The sequence below is a fragment of the Nonomuraea sp. NPDC049709 genome (assembly GCF_040674815.1).
GTDB lineage: Bacteria > Actinomycetota > Actinomycetes > Streptosporangiales > Streptosporangiaceae > Nonomuraea.
Genome location: NZ_JBFANM010000014.1, coordinates 56,872 through 74,205, shown reverse-complemented (window position 1 = coordinate 74,205; position 17,334 = coordinate 56,872). Strand labels below are relative to the sequence as shown.

Below are 17,334 nucleotides of genomic sequence, written 5' to 3'. Positions count from 1 at the left end.
GGCGCGGTCCAGGGTAACGCCAAGCCGCTCAGCCGACTCCCACCGCGTTCACTGTCGATCCCGTACGGGTCTTGGTGACCTTGAGCTGCGCCGTGATCCGCGACCGCAGCTCGGCCACGTGGCTGACGATGCCCACGGCGCGCCCGCCGTCCCGCAGCCCGTCGAGGATGTCCAGCACGCTGTCGAGCGTGTCCTCGTCGAGCGTGCCGAACCCCTCGTCCACGAACAGCGTGCCCAGCTCCGCGCCGCCCGCCTCGGCCGTGACCACGTCGGCCAGCCCGAGCGCCAGGGCCAGGGAGGTGACGAAGCTCTCGCCACCGGACAGGGTCGCCGGGTCGCGGTCGACGCCGGTCCAGCCATCGGCCACCCGCAGGCCCAGCCCGCCGCCCGCGCGCCCACGGGAGCCCGCCGTCTTCCGCAGGTCGTGCCGCAGCAGGTAGCGGCCGGCCGACATGTGGTCGAGCCGCTCGTTCGCGGCGTCCACCACCTGCCGAAGCCGCTCGCCCAGCACGAACGACGACAGGCTCATGCTCCACTGGTTGTCGCTGGAGGTGCCGCTGGCCAGCGCCGCCATCCGCTCGGCCAGCCGGTGCCGGTCGGCCGCCGGCCGCCAGCGCTCGATGTGGGCCGACAGCTCGGCGTGCAGCTCCTCCAGCCGCCGTGCCCTGGCCGCCGCCCGGTCGCGGGCGCTCGACAACCGCGTGTACGTCTCCTCCAGCGCGTCCCGCTCGGCCTGGACCGCCGCCAGGTCCGGCGCGGGCTGCGCGGCGGCGGCGACCAGCTCGGGATCGGCCAGCACGCCGCTGACGGCGGCATGCTCGTCGTCCAGCCTGCGCAGCAGCTCCGCCTTGGCCTCCCGCTCGGCCACGCTCCGGTAGGCGGCCTCCGCCTCCCGCACGTCCCCGAACCCCGCCTCGGCCGCCGCCTCCTCGGCCACCGCCCTGGCCCTGGCCAGCTCGTCCCGGGCCGCCACCGCCGCCTGCGTGGCCTCCAGCGCCTCGCGCAGCAGCTCGGCCTCGTCGTTGAGCCTGGACAGGCGGGCGGTCAGCGTGTCGTCGCCGCCGCGCGCCGCGTCGAGCCGCGCGGTGAGCCGCCCGGCGTCCCCGCTCAGCTCCTCGTGCCGGGTGCGGCACGCGGCCAGCCGCGCGGCCACCCGGCGACCGCTCTCCTCCAGCTCCTGCCGCTCCCGATTGAGCCCGGCCGCCTCCTGGGCCAGCGCCGGCTCCTTGCCCGCCGACTCCTCCAGCCTCCGCAGCTCCCGCTCCGCCACCGCCAGCACCGCGGCCCCGCTCACCTCGGCGCCACTCGCGCCCTCGGCAGCGAACCGGCCGTCCTCGTCCGCACCCGCGCCCGCCCGGGCGAGCTGGGCGTGGCCGCGGGCGCGCTCCGACTGCAGGTGGCGGTGGTGGGCGCGGTGGGCGGCCAGGGTTTCGGCGAGCTCCTTGGCCTGGTCGCGGACCCGTTCCCGCTCGGTCTCCACGCGCTCGAGCGCGGCGGTGAGGGCGGGCTCGCGGTCGGCCACCGCCCGGAGGCGGGCCACCTCCTCCTCGGCCTGCTCCACCCGCGCCCCGGCCGTGTCCACGTCGAGGTCACCGGCGGTCTCGACCGCGGCGGCGTGCCGGGACTCCAGCGAGGCGAGGGCCCGCTCGGCGGCCTCGCGCTCGGCGAGGGCGGCTTCGTGGGCGGTCTCGGCCTCGTGCTCGTCGTCGGGGGAAGGGGCGCTCGGCGCCGGGGAGGCCGGGTGGGGGTGGTGCTCGGAGCCGCAGACCGCGCACGGCTGCCCGTCGGACAGGTCGCGGGCCAGCTCCGCCGCCATGCCGTCGATGCGGGCCTGCCGCAGGTCGAGCCAGCGCTCCCGCAGGCTCTGTGCCTGGTCGACGAGCACCTGGTGGGTGGCGACGGCCGCCTCCAGCTCGGCGGCCAGGGCGTCGCGGCGGTGGGCGGCGTCCAGGGCGGCCCGGGCGGCGTCGAGACCGGCGGCCGCCGCGGGGACGGCCGCCGCCTGCGCGCGTATCTCGGCCAGGGCGGCTCCGGCGTCGGCGATGCGTACGGGCAGCTCGGCCTCGGCGGCGGCCACCTCGGCCTCGCGCTGTGCCAGCACGTCGAGCTCCACCGCCAGCCGGGCCAGCTCCTCGTCGATCTCGATCAGGTGGGCGGCGGCGTCGCGTACGGCGCGGGCGGCCGGGATCCTGGCGGCGTCCAGCCGCGCCTCGGCGAGCCTGGCCTCGGCCCGCTCGATGAGCTCGGGCAGCTGGGCCAGCCGCGCGGCCACGGCCTCGTCGGCGCCGACCAGCTCGGCCAGCTCGGCCTCGACGCGGAGCAGGTCACGGCGTACGACGGACAGCCGGGCCTCCTCGGTGAGCAGCTCCGACAGGCGCGCGATCTCGTCCTGCCGCTGCCGCTCCAACACCGTGAGCTCCGCGACGGACGGCTCTCCCCCCACCGCTGAACCGATGCCCGCGGTCGGCGAACCGGTGCCTGTGGTGGGCGCACCGAGGCCCGCAGCAGGGAAGCCGGGGCTCGTGGTCGGGCCGGTGGCGGGGGTGCCCGCATGGCGTTGCGGGGTCGTGCGGGTGGCGGTCAGCAGGGGGCGGGCTCGGGCGAGGGCGTCGGCGGCCATGGTGCGGGCCTTCGTGGCGGCCTCCGCGCGCTGCCGGGCCGCCGTGATGAGCGGGACCACGCGGTCCGCCCTGGCCGCGTCGTCGAGGATGGCCTGCAGGTCGGCGCGCTCGTCGGAGCGCTCGTCGAGGGTCCGGCGCAGGGTGAGCGCCTCGGCGTGGCGGCGCTGACGGTCGGCCAGGGCGGCGGCGGCCTCGAAGCGCGTCCGCGCCCCGCGCACCGCCTGACCGGCCGCGGCGTGCTCCTCGTCCATCCGTCCCACGACGGCCCGCGCGGCGTCGAGCAGCGCTCCCGCCCACCGCAACGGATCGGAGTCAGGCGTCGGCACGTCGTCAGGGTCTCCGTCGCCCCCATCGCCCCCCGGCCCACCGGCCCGGCCACCGTCCCGCGCGCCGGAGCCGCCATCCGAGGTCATTGCGGCCTGCCGGCCGGCGGACGGCTGCGGTGTGGCGGCGGTGCCGTCCCGCGGGTCGGGACCGCCGCCCCCTGAGGCTGGCCAGTCGAAGAGGGCCGGCGGTGTCCGGGGCGTGGGCGGGTCGGAAGGAGTCTCCGTGGGCTGGGCGAGGGCGGTGGGCAGGTCGGCGCCCGCGGCCTCCTCCACCCGCTTGATGGCGAAGTCCACCTGCTGCCGCAGCTCCTGCGCCTCCCGCCAGGCCAGCTTGCGGTGCTCGGCCAGCCACGACTCGGCCTGGGTGAAGATCTTGACCGTGAACAGCCGCTCCAGCACCTTCGACCGCTCGTCGCCGTCGGCGCGCAGGAACTTGGCGAAGTCACCCTGCGGCAGCATCGCCACCTGGCAGAACTGGGCGGCGTTCATGCCGAGCAGCCCGCCCACCAGGTCGCCGGCCTCGTCGAGGCGGGTGGTCAGCCCGTGCCAGTCAGCGCCCCGCCACTCCGACAGGACGACCTTGGACTTCTCCTCCGTGAACCCCGACCCCCGCAGCTTCGGCCGCTGCCAGGCCGGGGAACGCTGGATGCGCAGTAAACGGCCGCGGATCGTCACCTCAAGCGTGACCGACGGCCCGGCCGAGGGCGGGGCGTGGTCGCAGCGCAGGCTGCGGGCGCTGTTGCGCTGCCCGGGCACCTGGCCGTAGAGCGCGAAGCACAGCGCGTCGAGGATCGTGGTCTTGCCGGCCCCGGTGGGGCCGTGGACGAGGAAGAGGCCCGCCTCGGCCAGGGCGTCGAAGTCGACCGTCTCGGTGCCCGGGAACGACCCGAACGCCGTCAGCGAAAGCCGGTGCGGCCGCATCTACGCCATCGTCTCCTTCACCCTCGATGCCTCGATGGCCTGTCTTAGCAGGTCTTCCTCCTCAGGTGCGGCAGGCTCGCCGCGCACCTCCCGGACGAAATCGAGGGCGACCTCCGCCTCCGGCCGCCCGCTGACGGGCACGGGCTGGGCGGCGGGGGTGGCGCCGACCGGGTCGAAGGAGAGAGCGAGGGTGTGGGGGAAGCGGGCACGCAGCCGGTCCATGGCGGACTTGGGGCGGACGGCGTCGGTCAGGATCACCTGGAGCCAGTGGTCCTCGTAGCGGGTGTATGCGGGGTCGGCCAGGAGGTCGTCCAGGTCTCCGCGCAGCCGGCCGACCGGGCGGGGCACGGGGGCGGGCACGAAGTCGGCCTCCTCCCCCAGCGTGACCAGCCACGAGCCCTTGACGTGGCCCACCTCGGAGAAGGAGTAGGCCAGCGGCGAGCCCGAGTAGCGCACGGTCTCCGACATGCGCTGCCGACCGTGCAGGTGCCCGAGCGCGACGTAGTCGACCCCGTCGAAGGCCGTCAGCGGCACGTGGGCCACCCCGCCCACGCTGATGTCGCGCTCGCTGTCGCTGGCCTGCCCGCCCGTCACGAAGCAGTGGGACAGCACCACGGAGGCGCGGTGGCGGGCCGCGTCGGCCCTGATGCGCGTCATCGCGTGCGTGATCGCGGCGGTGTGGCCGCGGTCGGGCAGCTCCCAGGCGGCCCGCACCAGCTCCGGCTCCAGGTAGGGGATGCCGTAGAAGGCCACGTCGTCGACCAGCACCGGCTCCCAGGACTGGTCCGGCGCGGTGCGCACGTGCACCCCGGCGGCCTCGAACAGCGCCGAGCCGAACCGCAGCCGCAGCGCCGAGTCGTGGTTGCCGCTGATCAGCACCACCCGGGCCCCGGCCGCGCGCAGCCGCCCGAGCGCCTCGTCGAGCAGGGCCACCGCGTCCACCGGGGGCAGCGCCCGGTCGTAGACGTCGCCGGCCACCGCCACCACGTCGACCCGCTCGGCCCGCACCGTCTCCACCAGGTGGTCGACGAACACCGCCTGCGCCGCGAGCAGGCTCTCGCGATGGAAGGAGCGCCCCAGATGCCAGTCGGAGGTGTGCAGGATCCGCATGTCGCAGCAAGCTAACAGCTCTCACCGACAAATACGGTCTCTCCTGTCCCACGCGCCGGGAGTACGCTGGAAGATCAGCGGGCAAACCAACGCACATGGGGAGGCCAATGCGCACTGGCCGTGGCACCTTGAGCGTGGCCGCCGGTCTGGTGCTGGTGGCTCTCGCGTCGGTCGGTTACGTCCTGCCACCCGCGTTCGACCCGCCGCCGCTCAAGGCCGATCCAGCCTTCCAGGCCATCCCGGCGCAGCCGGCGGGCGAGCTGAAGCCGGTGGTGGCCGTCGATCCGATCCGCCGCGAGGAGATCTCCCTCCAGGGAGAGGGCCAGCGCCTGGAAGGCACGCTCCGGGCGCCCCTCACGCCCGGGCGGCATCCGGCGATGGTGTTCGTGTCGGGGTCGGGCAACGGCTCCCGTACGGAGTTCACGCCGCAGGCGGAGTTCCTGGCCAAGGCGGGCGTGGTGACGATCGCGTTCGACAAGCGCACGATCGGCTACAACTTCCGCGAGCGGGACTTCGGGCTGCTCGCCGACGACGCGCTGCGGATGGTGGAATACCTGCGTACGCGTCCGGAGGTCGACCCCACGCGCGTCGGCCTGTGGGGCGTGTCCGAGGGCGGCTGGGTGGTGCCGATCGCGGCGGCCAAGAGCTCGGCCGTGGGCTTCATGGTGCTGGTGTCGTCCCCGAACGTCTCCCCGCTGCGCCAGGTCGCCTGGGCGCTGAACGAGCAGCTCCTGCGGCTGCGGGCCCCGATCGGCGCCCGTGACCTGCTGACCAGGGCGATGGGCGGGGTCGGCTTCCACTTCCTGCGCTACGACGCGATGCCCGCCTTAAGCCAGGTCAAGCAGCCGGTCCTGGCGTTCTACGGCACCACCGACCCCTCGATCCCCTTCGTCGAGTCCACCAAGGCGCTCATCACGGCGCTCGGCAAGGCGGGCAACGACAACTACACGATCCGCTTCATGGCCGACGGCGACCACGCCATGCGGGTCCACGGCGGTCCCTTCACCAAGGGCTACCTGGAGACCCTGGCCAACTGGATCAAGGGACTGCCGGACACGGCCCGGCCCACGGTGCACATGGCGGGCGCCACCCCCGTCCAGCGGTTCGAGGCCAGCGACGTGCCCGCCGCCCCCTGGTACGCCGGCGGCACCATGCTGGGGCTGACGATCTGCCTGGCCGCCGTCGGCTACGTGGCCGGCCCGGTCGCGGCCATGGTCGTACGCCTGCGCCACCGCAAGCAGACCCCCGTCGAGACCAACGCCAGGCTGTGGCCGCCGATCAGGCGCCGGCTGAGCCGGATGGCGTGGACCGGCCTGGGCCTGCTGGCCTCGGTGGTGGCGTTCATCACGGTGCTGGTGCTGTTCTCGGTCAACCAGGCCGGGGCCTGGCCCGCCGTGCTGGCCGGCTGGCTGGTCGTGCGCGTGCTGGCGGTGCTGATGCTGATCCAGGAGGTCACGGCGGTGGCGGCGTTCGTGTCGGCGCTGCGCGAGGGCATGCAGCCGAGCCGGTGGCAGCACGTGGCGGTCGCGGGCGTGCTCGGCGGCAACGGGCTGCTGCTGGTGGCGGCGGCCTACTACGGGCTGTTCTCGTTCCCCTGGTAGACATAGGTGCTCATCCAGCGGTCGATCTCGGCGAACACCTGCTTGCGCGCGGGCTCGGCCGACAGCACCAGGTCGTGCAGGCCGTCCGGGATGCGTACGCAGGTCACGTGGGGCCCGAGCGCGGTGGACCAGCGGGCGATCTGGCGGGGGTCGAGCACGACGTCGGCCGAGCGCGCCTCCGGCACGAAGTCGCTCACCTGCAGCCCGCTGGCGGAGGCGAGGACGAGGACCGGCACGTCCACCGACAGGCCCGCGTGCAGCCGCCGCTGCGCCCGCCGGATGGCGGCCAGCCACATGGCGTGCACCGAGAAGCCGCCCAGCGGCTTGAGCTCCAGGTCGTAGTCCCACTCGCCCTGCTCGCTGCGGTGCAGCGTCTGCCCGTAGACGGTGCTGACGCCGAGCGGGAGCACCCGGCGCGTGTACGACAGCGGCGTCCTGAGCAGGTCGGCGGCCAGCCGCAGCGGCGTGGACACGTTGAGGTCGAAGAACGGGCTGTTCAGCACGAGCCCCTGCACCAGGCCCCGCCCCCGGACCCGGTCGGCCCACAGGGGCGCGATCAGCCCGCCGGTCGAGTGGGCGTTGATCGTCAGCTCGTCGTGGTCGGCGCGGATGACGCGGACGGCCTCGTCGATCTCGGGGAAGTAGTCGGTGATGCTCCTGATCAGGCCCCTGGTCTGGTGCGGGAGCAGCGAGCGGCCGTATTTGCGCAGGTCGAGGGCGTAGAAGTCGATGCCGCGCTGGACGTAGTGCTCGGCCAGGTGGTCCTGGAAGAAGTAGTCGGTGAATCCGTGCAGGTAGAGCACCGCCCTGCGGGAAGGGGCCGCGGCTCTCCTGGACACCAGCGTGGCCACGACCTCGCCCTCGAAGTCGTCGGGCATCGGCAGCACGGTGATCTCGTACATGTCAGACACCATAGGGATCGTCCGGCCACGACGGCACACCGGGCGGCAGGTCCTTGCCGACCTTCATCGGGAAGTCGGCCGGCCGCTTCTCCAGGAACGCCGTCACTCCCTCGATCGAGTCGGGCGCCCCGCCCAGCTCGGCCATGAGCCGGGAGTCGGCCGCGTGCGCCTCCCAGGGCGAGGACGCCGACAGGCCCGACCACATCAGCCGGCGGATGGCGGCCACCGAGACGGCCGAGGTGTTGTCGGCGATCTCGCGGGCCAGCGCGTACGCGGCCGGCAGCAGCTCCTCCGCCGGGTGGACGCGCGAGACCAGCCGCCCTTCGAGCGCCTCGGAGGCGGGGAAGACACGGCCGGTCGTGGTCCACTCCATGGCCTGGGCGATGCCCACGATCCTGGGCAGGAACCAGCTGGAGGCGGCCTCGGCGACGATGCCGCGCCGGGCGAACACGAACCCGAACTTGGCCGTCTCGGAGGCCAGCCGGACGTCCATGGGCAGGGTCATCGTCACCCCGACGCCCACGGCGGGGCCGTTGATCGCGCCGATGACGGGCTTCAGCGAGCGGGCGATCCTGAGCGCGACCGTGCCGCCGCCGTCGCGCGGCGCGCCGTCCACGGTCTCGCCCTCGCCGCCCGGCCCGCCCCGGTGCCCGAACGTGCCCCCGCCGCCGCCCAGGTCGGCCCCGGCGCAGAACGCGCGGCCGGCCCCGGTGACCACCACCGCGCGTACGTCGTCGTCGGCGTCGGCCAGGTCGAACGCCTCGATCAACTCTCCACGCATCGTAAAGGTGAAGGCGTTGAGCCGTTCCGGACGCTTCAATGTGACGGTGGCGATGCGATCGGTCACCCCGTACTCGATCTCAGAGAAGGCCATGCCCCGAATCTTATTCGGTTACTGATGTTCACCCTCTGATAAAGACATATTTCGTATCTGATGCGTAGGCTGCCGCCTCTATGGCGGCCTGAGGCGACCGCACCCATGCGGTTCACCGCAGGTTGCGGAGTTTGCGCCTATGGTGGAATTCGCGGGGAAACGGGGAAGGCGTGCGGCAGGGTAAGGAACCGATGGGCGCCGGAGCGGTCCTCGGGTGGCTGGTGCTGGCGGCACTCGTGCCTGGGGCCGCTCATTTGCGCGCCGGCTGGCGCAGGACCGGCCTCGTCCTCATCTCCTGCTACGCCGCCGCGCTGCTGGGCCTGCTCGCGTTCGTCCTGATGAACGACATCGGCGCCCTGGCCGGCTCGGCGACCCAGGACTCCTGGCTCACCTCCATCATGGTCGGCACCATCGTGCTGGGGCTGCTCTGGTTCGGGCTGATCGTGCACTCGTTCGTCGTGCTGCGGCCCGGCCGGCTGCCGCAGTCGGGGCAGATCCTCACCGGCACCATGGCGGGGCTGCTCGCCGTCGTGGTGGTGGTGCCGTTCGGGTGGGCCGCGCAGACCGCCTCCGCGTCGCGGCAGGCCCTCAACGACATCTTCCAGACGCCCGAGAACGAGGGGGAGAGCCCGGCGCCCGAGCCCAAGCCCGAGGACCCCTGGGCGGGGCGGGAGCGGGTCAACATCCTGCTGCTGGGCGGCGACGCCGACGACAACCGGATCGGCGTGCGTACCGACAGCATGAACCTGGCCAGCGTCGACGTGAAGACCGGCAACACCGTGCTGTTCAGCCTGCCGCGCAACCTGGAGGACGTCCGCTTCCGGCCCGGCACGCCGATGGCACGGCGCTTCCCCAACGGCTTCGACCTGCCCAAGGACGCCAACGGCGGCAGCAGCGACCTGCTCAACAGCGTCTGGGAGTACTCAGACGCGCACCCGGAGATCTTCGGCGGCAAGCAGCACCAGGGCCCCAAGGTGCTGATGGACACGATCGGCTACACGCTCGGCCTCAAGGTCGACTGGTACGCCCTGGTCAACATGTGGGGCTTCGCCCGCCTCATCGACGCCATCGGCGGCGTCACGATCACCGTCGAGCAGGACGTCGTGTTCGGCAAGTACAACGAGGGCCTGGTCAAGGCCGGCACGCGCAAGCTCAAGGGCGCCGACGCCATGTGGTACGCCCGCTCGCGCACCTACAGCGACGACTACACCCGCATGCGCCGCCAGCGGTGCGTGCTCGGCGCCATCCTCACCCAGGCGGACCCGGCGACGGTGCTGACCAGGTTCAACCAGATCGCGCTGGCCACCAAGGAGCTGATCAGGACCGACATCCCGCGGCCGATGCTCAAGCACCTCGTGCCGCTGGCGCTCAAGGTCAAGAACGCCGAGGTGTCGAGCGTGCAGTTCGTGCCGCCGGTGATCAACACCGGCTATCCCGACTGGGACAAGATCCGGGACATCGCGGAGAAGGCGGTGCGCGACTCGGCCCGTACCAAGGCGCCCGTCGCCGCCTCGGCCAGCCCCTCGTCCTCGCCGTCGGTCTCTCCCTCACCGCGGAGGACCGCGAAGAAGCAGGAGAAGGAGCCCGGCGAGGACGACCCGACGAAGGGGCTCACGGAGGGCTGCGGCTCCTCGTCGGCCAAGGGCTAGCAGCCGGGTTGGAAGGGCGTCAGAGACGGGTGACGATCCGTCCCACCGGGACGCCGCCGCCCAGCACGTCCACCTGCTCGTACGCCGCCGCCCCGCTCACGTCGCACCCCATCAGGCGCAGCACGGACAGCGCGACGGCCGTGGTGGCGCGCGGGCTGCCGTCGATGACCTTGACGGCGACCGTGTGACCCGACTCCAGCGCCGCCACCAGCACGCCCTCCGCGCCGCCCTTGACCACGGCGCCGGGCAGGGCCCGCATCAGCTCGGTGTTCTGGTGGCCGGTGCCGCCGACGTACTCGGGGTGCTCGCGCATCGCGTCGGCGACCTGGCGCGGAGCGCTGCCCGGCGCGGCCAGCACCAGCGCCTGCACGGCCCGCGCCAGCCCGGTCAGCGACAGGCCGAACAACGGCGCCCCGCAGCCGTCCACCGCCACGTGCGCGGCCTTCTCCCCGGCCAGTTCCTCGGTGACCGACCGCACGCCGAGCTGCAGGGGGTGGTCTGGCGCCAGGTAGCCGGGTACGTCCCAGTCGTTGGCCACGCCGGCGGCCAGCATGGCGGCGTGCTTGCCGGAGCAGTTCATGCGCTCGCGGGAGACGTCCTGGCCCCGCCTGATGAGCTCCTCCATGGTGGCCCGGTCCTCCGGCCACGACGGCGGGCAGGCCAGCGCGCCGGTGTCGAGGCCGTAGTCGGCGAGCAGCTCGCGTACCAGGCTCACGTGGAAGTCCTCGCCGGTGTGGCTGCCGGCCGCGATCGCCAGCCGCGGGCCCGCCAGCGCCGCACCCGCCTTCAGGCAGGCCAGCGCCTGGAACGGCTTGGCCGACGAGCGCGGCAGCACCGGCGCCTCCACCCGGCCGAGCGCCACCTCGGCGCGTCCCGACGGATCCAGGCCGACTGCGCTGCCGTAGTGGACGCTCTCCACGAATCCCGAGCGGACCACCTCGGCGAGCACGGCTAGGTCAGGCACCTGCGGTTCTCCTTCTGAGCGTGACGGGCTGGCGGGCCTCCAGCGTGCGGGCCAGCTTGGACAGCGACGCGTTGACCACCAGGTATATCAGCGCGACGACCAGATACGTCTGGATGAGCAGGCCGTTGTAGGCGGCCAGGACCTTGCCGCTGTAGAGCAGCTCGCCGTAGCTGACCACGAAACCGAGCGAGGTGTCCTTGAGCAGGCCCACCGACTGGCTGACGATCGACGGCAGCACCCGGCGGGCCGCCTGCGGCAGCACGATCAGGCGCATCGCCTGGAACCGCGTCAGGCCGACGGCCAGGCCCGCCTCCATCTGGCCGCGCTCGATCGAGCCGATGCCGGCGCGGAAGATCTCGGCGTACGCGGCCGCGTTCGAGACCGTCAGCGGCACCACCAGCTTCCAGAACAGCGGCAGGTCGAGCCCGTAGCGCGGCAGCGCGAACAGCACCACGTACACCAGCAGCAGCGCTGGGACGACCCGGACCACCTCGACGTACGCGGCCGACGGCAGGCGCACCCACGCCCGCGGCGACAGCCGCCCCAGCGCCAGGGCCACGCCCAGCGCCATGGACAGCGCCGCCGAGACGACCGCCGCCAGGAACGTGGACCACAACCCGTCCAGCAGGTAGCGCCACATCGGCCAGGTCCCGTACGGCTGCCACCGGGCCGCGTCGAGCTGCCCGTTGGCCGCGAACTGCCGCACGGCCAGCACGACGAGCACCACGGCGGCCAGCGTGCCGAGCACGGTGGCCATCCGGATGCGCCCGCGCGCCTTCGGCCCCGGCTCGTCGAAGAGCACGCTCATCGCAGGATCACCAGCCTGCGTTCGAGCCGGCCCGTCACGAATCCGGCGGCGGCGGCGATCAGCGCGTAGGCCACGCCCGCGCCCACGAAGATCGGGATGGGCTGGGCCTCGACCAGGTTCACGCGGTGCGCGGCCGCCGTCAGGTCGACCACGCCGACGGCCGCCGCCAGGGCGGTGTTCATGGTGGTCGCGATGAAGATGTTGCCGAGCGGCTGCACGACCGTGCGCAGCGCCTGGGGCAGGATGACGTGCCGCAGCGACTGGCCGAACGTCAGCCCGATCGCCCTGGCCGCCTCGCCCTGCCCCTTCGACACCGAGTTCACGCCCGAGCGCAGGGCCTCGCCGATGTAGGCGGCCTCGTACACGGCGATGACCACGAACGCCGTCACCAGCGGCTCGGCCTTGATCCCGATCTCCGGCAGGCCGAAGAAGGCCAGGACCAGCAGCACCAGCAGCGGGAGGTTCTGGAACGTCTCCACGTACGCCGTGCCGATCGCGCGCAGCACCCCGACCGGGCTCACGCGCAGGGCACAGACCAGCACGCCCAGCACCGCCGCGCCGGCGAACGACGCGGCGGTGAGCTGGAACGTCACGATCAGTCCCTGCCACAGCTCCGGCAGGTGTTCGAGGAGGACGGACATCAGGATCCCGGAACGGAGCCGATCTGCGGCGGCTGTGGAGCCTCACCGGTCACCACGGTGCCGATGGACTTCTTCCAGATCTCCTGCCAGACGCCGGTGTCCTGGGTCTTCTTCAGCCAGTCGTTGACGAACTTCTTGAACTGGTCGTCGCCGTGCTTGAGGCCGATCCCGTACGGGTCCACGGTGAACGGCTTCGTCACGATCTCGATCGACGGGTCCTTCTTCGCGTCGGCGATGAGGATCGTCTCGTCCTGCACGTACGCCACGCCCCGGTCCTGCTTGAGCGCCTGGACGCACTCGGGGTCGCTGCCGAACGTGATGATCTCCGCCTGCGGCGCCAGCTTCTTGATCGCCGGGATGGCCGGGGTGTTCGCGCCCGCCAGGACCTTCTTGCCGTTGAGGTCCTCCGGCTTGGCGATGCCGGTCGTGCCCTTCTTCACCGCGATCGTCAGGCCCGAGGTGTAGTACGGGCCCGCGAACGCGACCTGCTTCGCGCGTTCCTCGGTGATCGTGTACGTCTGGAAGACGACGTCCACGGTGCCGTTGGCCAGCAGCGCCTCCCGGGTCTCCGACGCCGAGTTGACGATCTTGACCTTGGGCTCGCCCAGGATGTACTTGGCCAGCGCCTTGCCCATCTCCGCGTCGAACCCCTCGACCTCGCCGGTGACGGGGTTCTGCTGGGAGAGCAGGGGCGCGTCCAGCGAGCCGCCCACGAGGAGCTCGCCACGCTGCTTGATCTTCTCCATGGTCGAGCCCGGCAGGATGTCGGCGGCCGCCGCGACGGGTGCCTTGGCGAGCACGTCACTCTGCTGCTTCGGCTCTCCCGGTACGGCTGGGCTGCTCGACTCCCCGCAGGCCGCCAGGGCTAACAGGGAGACGGCGGCGACGGCGACGAATCTCTTCATGAACAGCTCACTTCCTTCGATTTCGAAGATAAGCGGGACCGTAGTGGGAAATTTCGTAGCAAGTCAATACGTTGTCGGCGGAAGTCTGGACATGGTAGTTATCTCACATGAATCAGCGGCTGCCCGTGCAGGGGGCACAGGGCGACCTGCTGCGACTCGTCGCCACCGGCAGAGCCGAGTCCCGCGCCGACCTGGCCCGCTTATCGGGTCTGGCGGCCTCCAGCGTCTCGCTCCGCGTCGAGGAGCTCATCGACGCGGGCCTCCTGGCCGAGGAGGGCGCGGGCACCTCTCGGGGCGGCCGCCGCCCCCGCCGCCTGCGCCTGTCCTCCGGCGCGGGCGTGCTGGCCGTGGCCGACCTGGGGGCGCATCACGTACGCCTCGGCCTGCTCGACCTCAGCGGCGTCCCCATCGTCATCGAGGAACGCCGCTGCGAGATCGCCGAAGGCCCCCGCCGCACCCTCGACCGCATCGCCGACGCGTTCGACGCCCTGCTGGCCGAGCACGTCCCGGCCGACGTCCCGCTGCGCGGGGTGGGCACCGGCATCCCCGGCCCCGTCGACCCCGCCACCCTGCGGGTCGTCACCCCGTCCCGCATGCCCGGCTGGAACGAGTTCCCGGTCGCCGAACACCTGGCCACCCGATACGACCTGCCCGTCCTCGTGGAGAACGACGCCAACCTGATGGCCGCCGGCGAGGCCAGATGGTGGCCCGGCAGCGAGAACCTGATGGTCGTCAAGGCCGGCACCGGCATCGGCTGCGGCGTCATCGTCAACGGCCACCTGCACAGGGGCAGGGGCGCGGCCGGGGACATCAGCCACGTACGGGTGCGCTCGGACTCCTCGATCCTGTGCGCCTGCGGCCACCCCGACTGCCTGGAGGCGTACGCCAGCGGCGCCGCCCTCATGTCCGCCCTGGCGGAGGCCGGCATCGAGGTGACCCGCCCGGCCGACATCGTCACCCTGGTCAACGACGCCGTCCCGGAGGCCACCAGCCTGGTGCGCAACGCGGGCCGCCGCATGGGCGAGGTCCTGACGGTCCTGGTGAACTTCTTCAACCCGGACGTGGTGGCGGTGGGCGGCAGCCTCTCGGCCGCCGAACCCCTGCTCACCTCGATCAGGGCCGCCGTGTGGGAGCGCTGCCTCCCGCTGGCGACGAGGGACCTGGAGATAGCGCCGGCCAGAGCGGGCCGGGACGCGGCCCTCCAGGGAGCCGGCACGCTGCTCCTGGAGGCCGCCCTGACCTGACGCAGGTCTCCCGGCGGGGAAAGCGGGCAGGATCGCCCGCCTCACCGGGACGCCGGACCCTTCGAGCAGGAGCGATTCCGCCGCGCGTACTCGCCACCGGACTGGGGACCCTCACGGTGACATCGCGCGGCATGCCCGGCATGGCTCCCCGGTGACCCGGGATGAGCAGCAGCGGGCCGCGGCCGTCCGCGGTGCCGTGGACCTTGGTCTCGCTCCACGGGTTCGGGGCGGGCACGGCGAAGGTCTCGTACAGCCGCTCGGTTCCTCCCCACCCCCGGCCGTCCCGCCGATGGCTCGCGCAGCAGGGAGCCGAACTCCCGCCCAGCCACTCTCCTCCACATGAGGATGATGATGCTGACCGGCTCAAATGCCGGACCCTCTCCTTACGATTCACCATTGCCCCTTTAACCGGTACGGCGACCGCTGCGCACGGAGCAGCGGCGGCGCTACAACCTGCAGAAGGATTGCCTCGTGGGCGCGTTCGTGAAAAGCATCTGGCCGATGGAGGGGCGCACCGGCAAGGACTGGTCTTATCTCCTGTCCCTGCCCTCGGGCGACTCCAAGAAGGGCGATCGCGTCTGGGGCAAGGCGTCCTCCACGCGCCACTGGCTCAAGCAGGGCTTCGCCACCGGCGACCCCGCCTCGTGCAACACGTGGACGGCCTCGTCCGCCAAGGTGGCATAGCGGCGGGCGCGCGCCCGCGCGTGTCCGTGCGTAAAGAACGGGCCTCGGCGCTGTGGCGTACCCGCCGGGGTCGCGCCGGAGCGTGATCTCCTGGGCGACGTCGTCACCGTACGTTACTCAGGAGGTCCGAACATGCGCCGCCGAGCTCACCTGCTCGCCACCGCCGCCCTGGTCACCGCCCTCGCGCCGATCGCCGCGAGCACGCCCACAGGCGGGCTGCTGGATCGCGTGCACCACATCCGCGACGCCTTCATCGAGGCGGGCGCCCACTTCTACGGCCTGACCGACATCATCGGGGGCGTCAGCCTGCACTCGCTGCCGTCCTGAGGCCCCATACCTGCTCGCACCGGCGTTGAACCCGGCGCGGCCGCGAACGCGTACACCCCTCCATAGGCGCGGCCACGTGGAGGGGGCGTCATGGGGATGCCGACGGGATGGCAGGTGCTGGGGTTCGCCGACGATCCCGCTCCGGGCGACCCCGGGCAGGTGCGCACGCTCGCCCGCGGCCTGCTCGACCAGGCCGAACTGGCCGACACCAACACGGCCCGGCTGAGCACGGTCTCGGGCGGCAGCTCCGCCCTGCGGATGCGCGGCGACTACGCGGCCGCCTACACCGAGGCGCTGGCCGTGCTGCCGGCCGAGCTGGCCAAGCTGGGCAAGGCCTACCGGGGCGCGGGGGACGCGCTGATGACGTACGCGGGCAGCCTGGAGCAGGCCAAGGCCCGCTCGGGTGTCGCGCTGCGGCAGGGCGCGGCGGCCCACGAGCAGTATCAGGGGGCGCTGCGCGAGGTCTCCGCCCGCCTCCCGGCCGCCGCCGGGCTGCGCACGCTCTCCGACGTCGAGCAGGCCGTCACCGCCGCCGACCCCGCCGTCCAGGCCACGGTACGGCCGGCGGTGCAGCGGGCCAGGAACGCCGACGCGGACCGTACGCGGGCCCGCAGGGTGGCCGACGAGGCCGCCGCCCTGCGCGCGGACGCCGAGTCCCGGGCGGTCGAGGAGATCGAGCGGGCGCTGGCCGGGAGCGGCATCCAGAACAAGTCGTGGCTGGCCAAGGCATGGGACACGGTCTCGACCCCGTTCCGCTCCTGGGACGACTTCGTCAACCTGGCCCGCAACGTGGCCATGGTCGCCGGGATCGCCCTGCTGGTCATCGGCACCGGCGGGCTCGCCGGGGCGCTCCTGGTGGGCGCGGTGGTGGTCGCGGGCGCGATCGTGTTCGCCGACTCGCTGAACAAGTACCGCCAGGGCAAGGCGGGCCTCGGCCAGGTCATCCTGGACGGGATCGGCATGTTCCCCGGCGGCAAGAGCGCGGGGCTGCTGGCGCAGGGGATGGTGCTGGCCGGCGGCCTCCGGGGCGCCGCGACGGCCGTCCGCAACGGCGCCGGCCGCCTCATGGGCCGCCTCTTCGGCCGCCGCACCCCGCTCCAGCCCACCCCGGCCGCCGCCGATCTGGCGGGGGCTCGTTCACGTCTCGAGGAGTTGGGGCACCGCTTACCCGACCCGGCGGAACTGACCTTGGGACGCGGGCGCGGTGGCCTGATCGACATGGTGAACGGACGGCCGGTGCACGAATTCGTCCAGGACGTCGCCACCCAGCGCAACCAGCTGTACCGGGAGATGCGCGACAGCGGGCAGCCGCACTTCACCACGAACGACATCGGCAGAATGCACTCCATCGCCTTCGACCGGCGTACCGGGCAACTCTTCGAAGCCGACAACCGCACCATTGCCCACGTCGTGCCGGACGATCTGCATCCGACTCTGCAGGGACCGCTCGACGAGATGCGCGAGTACGCCGAGCGCAATCCGAATGCCTACGAGTACGGGCCCGGATATTCGGGTGGCTATCCTCACGGCGATGTCGCTGGCACGCATTCCGAAGTGGTGGCGACGAACAAGGCTCTCTGGGCCAGGGAGAGCGACGGCCGCCACCCCACCGACGCGGCCCATCTCTCCGAGATCGTCGTGGACAACCGCCGCCTGTTCGGTGGTGGGGAGGGCCTGCCCGCCCCCTGCTGCGCGAACTGCACCGCCATTCTGGGCCCTATCGACTCGATTCCGGGAAAGTCGGGAGCATGACGGGA

The 17,334-nt window shown here is 72.7% G+C and carries 14 protein-coding genes; 6 read left to right on the top strand and 8 right to left on the bottom strand.

Annotated features, from left to right (window positions below):
- Nucleotides 1–28: 28 nt before the first annotated feature.
- Entirely contained in the window at nucleotides 29–3,868 is a 3,840-nt protein-coding gene (locus AB0J69_RS16145) for an AAA family ATPase (RefSeq protein ID WP_364117510.1), read from the bottom strand.
- The gene (locus AB0J69_RS16140; protein ID WP_364117508.1) at nucleotides 3,869–4,978 is read right to left on the bottom strand and encodes an exonuclease SbcCD subunit D; all 1,110 of its coding nucleotides are present in this window, start codon (nucleotides 4,976–4,978) and stop codon (nucleotides 3,869–3,871) included.
- A gap of 107 nt (nucleotides 4,979–5,085) precedes the next feature.
- On the opposite strand from AB0J69_RS16140, the gene AB0J69_RS16135 reads away from it, so the two are divergent.
- The gene (locus tag AB0J69_RS16135) at nucleotides 5,086–6,579 is read left to right on the top strand and encodes a prolyl oligopeptidase family serine peptidase (protein ID WP_364117506.1); all 1,494 of its coding nucleotides are present in this window, start codon (nucleotides 5,086–5,088) and stop codon (nucleotides 6,577–6,579) included.
- Here AB0J69_RS16135 and AB0J69_RS16130 read toward each other — a convergent pair.
- Both AB0J69_RS16130 and AB0J69_RS16125 read right to left on the bottom strand, forming a co-directional pair.
- Nucleotides 6,552–7,481, bottom strand: coding sequence for an alpha/beta hydrolase (locus AB0J69_RS16130; protein ID WP_364117504.1), 930 nt, complete (start codon nucleotides 7,479–7,481; stop codon nucleotides 6,552–6,554). The genes AB0J69_RS16135 and AB0J69_RS16130 overlap by 28 nt on opposite strands.
- Nucleotide 7,482: 1 nt before the next feature.
- Nucleotides 7,483–8,355 (bottom strand): enoyl-CoA hydratase-related protein, encoded by an 873-nt coding sequence (locus AB0J69_RS16125; protein WP_364117502.1) that lies wholly within the window; start codon nucleotides 8,353–8,355, stop codon nucleotides 7,483–7,485.
- 191 nt (nucleotides 8,356–8,546) lie between these two features.
- On the opposite strand from AB0J69_RS16125, the gene AB0J69_RS16120 reads away from it, so the two are divergent.
- A complete protein-coding gene (locus AB0J69_RS16120) occupies nucleotides 8,547–10,004 on the top strand; it encodes an LCP family protein (RefSeq protein ID WP_364117500.1) in 1,458 nt (485 codons plus the stop codon).
- A gap of 19 nt (nucleotides 10,005–10,023) precedes the next feature.
- Here AB0J69_RS16120 and AB0J69_RS16115 read toward each other — a convergent pair whose 3' ends face one another.
- Genes AB0J69_RS16115 through AB0J69_RS16100 form a run of 4 tightly spaced genes read right to left on the bottom strand, consistent with a single transcriptional unit; the run spans nucleotide 10,024 to nucleotide 13,322 of the window.
- On the bottom strand, nucleotides 10,024–10,968 hold the full coding sequence (locus AB0J69_RS16115) for an asparaginase (protein WP_364117498.1): 945 nt from the start codon (nucleotides 10,966–10,968) through the stop codon (nucleotides 10,024–10,026).
- Nucleotides 10,961–11,776, bottom strand: a complete 816-nt coding sequence (locus AB0J69_RS16110) for an amino acid ABC transporter permease (RefSeq protein WP_364117496.1) — start codon at nucleotides 11,774–11,776, stop codon at nucleotides 10,961–10,963. The genes AB0J69_RS16115 and AB0J69_RS16110 overlap by 8 nt, the downstream gene beginning before the upstream one ends.
- A complete protein-coding gene (locus tag AB0J69_RS16105; RefSeq protein ID WP_364117495.1) occupies nucleotides 11,773–12,417 on the bottom strand; it encodes an amino acid ABC transporter permease in 645 nt (214 codons plus the stop codon). The genes AB0J69_RS16110 and AB0J69_RS16105 overlap by 4 nt, the downstream gene beginning before the upstream one ends.
- Nucleotides 12,417–13,322, bottom strand: a complete 906-nt coding sequence (locus tag AB0J69_RS16100) for a glutamate ABC transporter substrate-binding protein (protein ID WP_364117494.1) — start codon at nucleotides 13,320–13,322, stop codon at nucleotides 12,417–12,419. The genes AB0J69_RS16105 and AB0J69_RS16100 overlap by 1 nt, the downstream gene beginning before the upstream one ends.
- Nucleotides 13,323–13,429: 107 nt before the next feature.
- Here AB0J69_RS16100 and AB0J69_RS16095 point away from each other — a divergent pair, with 107 nt between their 5' ends.
- The 4 genes from AB0J69_RS16095 to AB0J69_RS16080 all read left to right on the top strand — a co-directional run bounded on the left by AB0J69_RS16095 (nucleotide 13,430) and on the right by AB0J69_RS16080 (nucleotide 17,329).
- The gene (locus AB0J69_RS16095) at nucleotides 13,430–14,566 is read left to right on the top strand and encodes an ROK family protein (protein ID WP_364117492.1); all 1,137 of its coding nucleotides are present in this window, start codon (nucleotides 13,430–13,432) and stop codon (nucleotides 14,564–14,566) included.
- Between the two features lie 471 nt (nucleotides 14,567–15,037).
- Nucleotides 15,038–15,250, top strand: a complete 213-nt coding sequence (locus tag AB0J69_RS16090; RefSeq protein WP_364117491.1) for a hypothetical protein — start codon at nucleotides 15,038–15,040, stop codon at nucleotides 15,248–15,250.
- A gap of 132 nt (nucleotides 15,251–15,382) precedes the next feature.
- Nucleotides 15,383–15,577, top strand: a complete 195-nt coding sequence (locus tag AB0J69_RS16085) for a hypothetical protein (RefSeq protein WP_364117489.1) — start codon at nucleotides 15,383–15,385, stop codon at nucleotides 15,575–15,577.
- A 90-nt stretch (nucleotides 15,578–15,667) separates the two neighbouring features.
- Complete coding sequence (locus AB0J69_RS16080; RefSeq protein ID WP_364117488.1) at nucleotides 15,668–17,329, top strand: hypothetical protein; 1,662 nt, start codon at nucleotides 15,668–15,670, stop codon at nucleotides 17,327–17,329.
- The last annotated feature ends 5 nt before the right edge of the window (nucleotides 17,330–17,334 follow it).

Coding starts and splice junctions, on each gene's coding strand:
- AB0J69_RS16105 (WP_364117495.1), bottom strand. CDS start 12,417: ATGTCCGTCCTCCTCGAACACCTGCCGGAGCTGTGGCAGGGACTGATC.
- AB0J69_RS16130 (WP_364117504.1), bottom strand. CDS start 7,481: ATGTACGAGATCACCGTGCTGCCGATGCCCGACGACTTCGAGGGCGAG.
- AB0J69_RS16140 (WP_364117508.1), bottom strand. CDS start 4,978: ATGCGGATCCTGCACACCTCCGACTGGCATCTGGGGCGCTCCTTCCAT.
- AB0J69_RS16125 (WP_364117502.1), bottom strand. CDS start 8,355: ATGGCCTTCTCTGAGATCGAGTACGGGGTGACCGATCGCATCGCCACC.
- AB0J69_RS16120 (WP_364117500.1), top strand. CDS start 8,547: ATGGGCGCCGGAGCGGTCCTCGGGTGGCTGGTGCTGGCGGCACTCGTG.
- AB0J69_RS16135 (WP_364117506.1), top strand. CDS start 5,086: ATGCGCACTGGCCGTGGCACCTTGAGCGTGGCCGCCGGTCTGGTGCTG.
- AB0J69_RS16100 (WP_364117494.1), bottom strand. CDS start 13,322: ATGAAGAGATTCGTCGCCGTCGCCGCCGTCTCCCTGTTAGCCCTGGCG.
- AB0J69_RS16110 (WP_364117496.1), bottom strand. CDS start 11,776: ATGAGCGTGCTCTTCGACGAGCCGGGGCCGAAGGCGCGCGGGCGCATC.
- AB0J69_RS16085 (WP_364117489.1), top strand. CDS start 15,383: ATGCGCCGCCGAGCTCACCTGCTCGCCACCGCCGCCCTGGTCACCGCC.
- AB0J69_RS16145 (WP_364117510.1), bottom strand. CDS start 3,868: ATGCGGCCGCACCGGCTTTCGCTGACGGCGTTCGGGTCGTTCCCGGGC.
- AB0J69_RS16095 (WP_364117492.1), top strand. CDS start 13,430: ATGAATCAGCGGCTGCCCGTGCAGGGGGCACAGGGCGACCTGCTGCGA.
- AB0J69_RS16080 (WP_364117488.1), top strand. CDS start 15,668: ATGGGGATGCCGACGGGATGGCAGGTGCTGGGGTTCGCCGACGATCCC.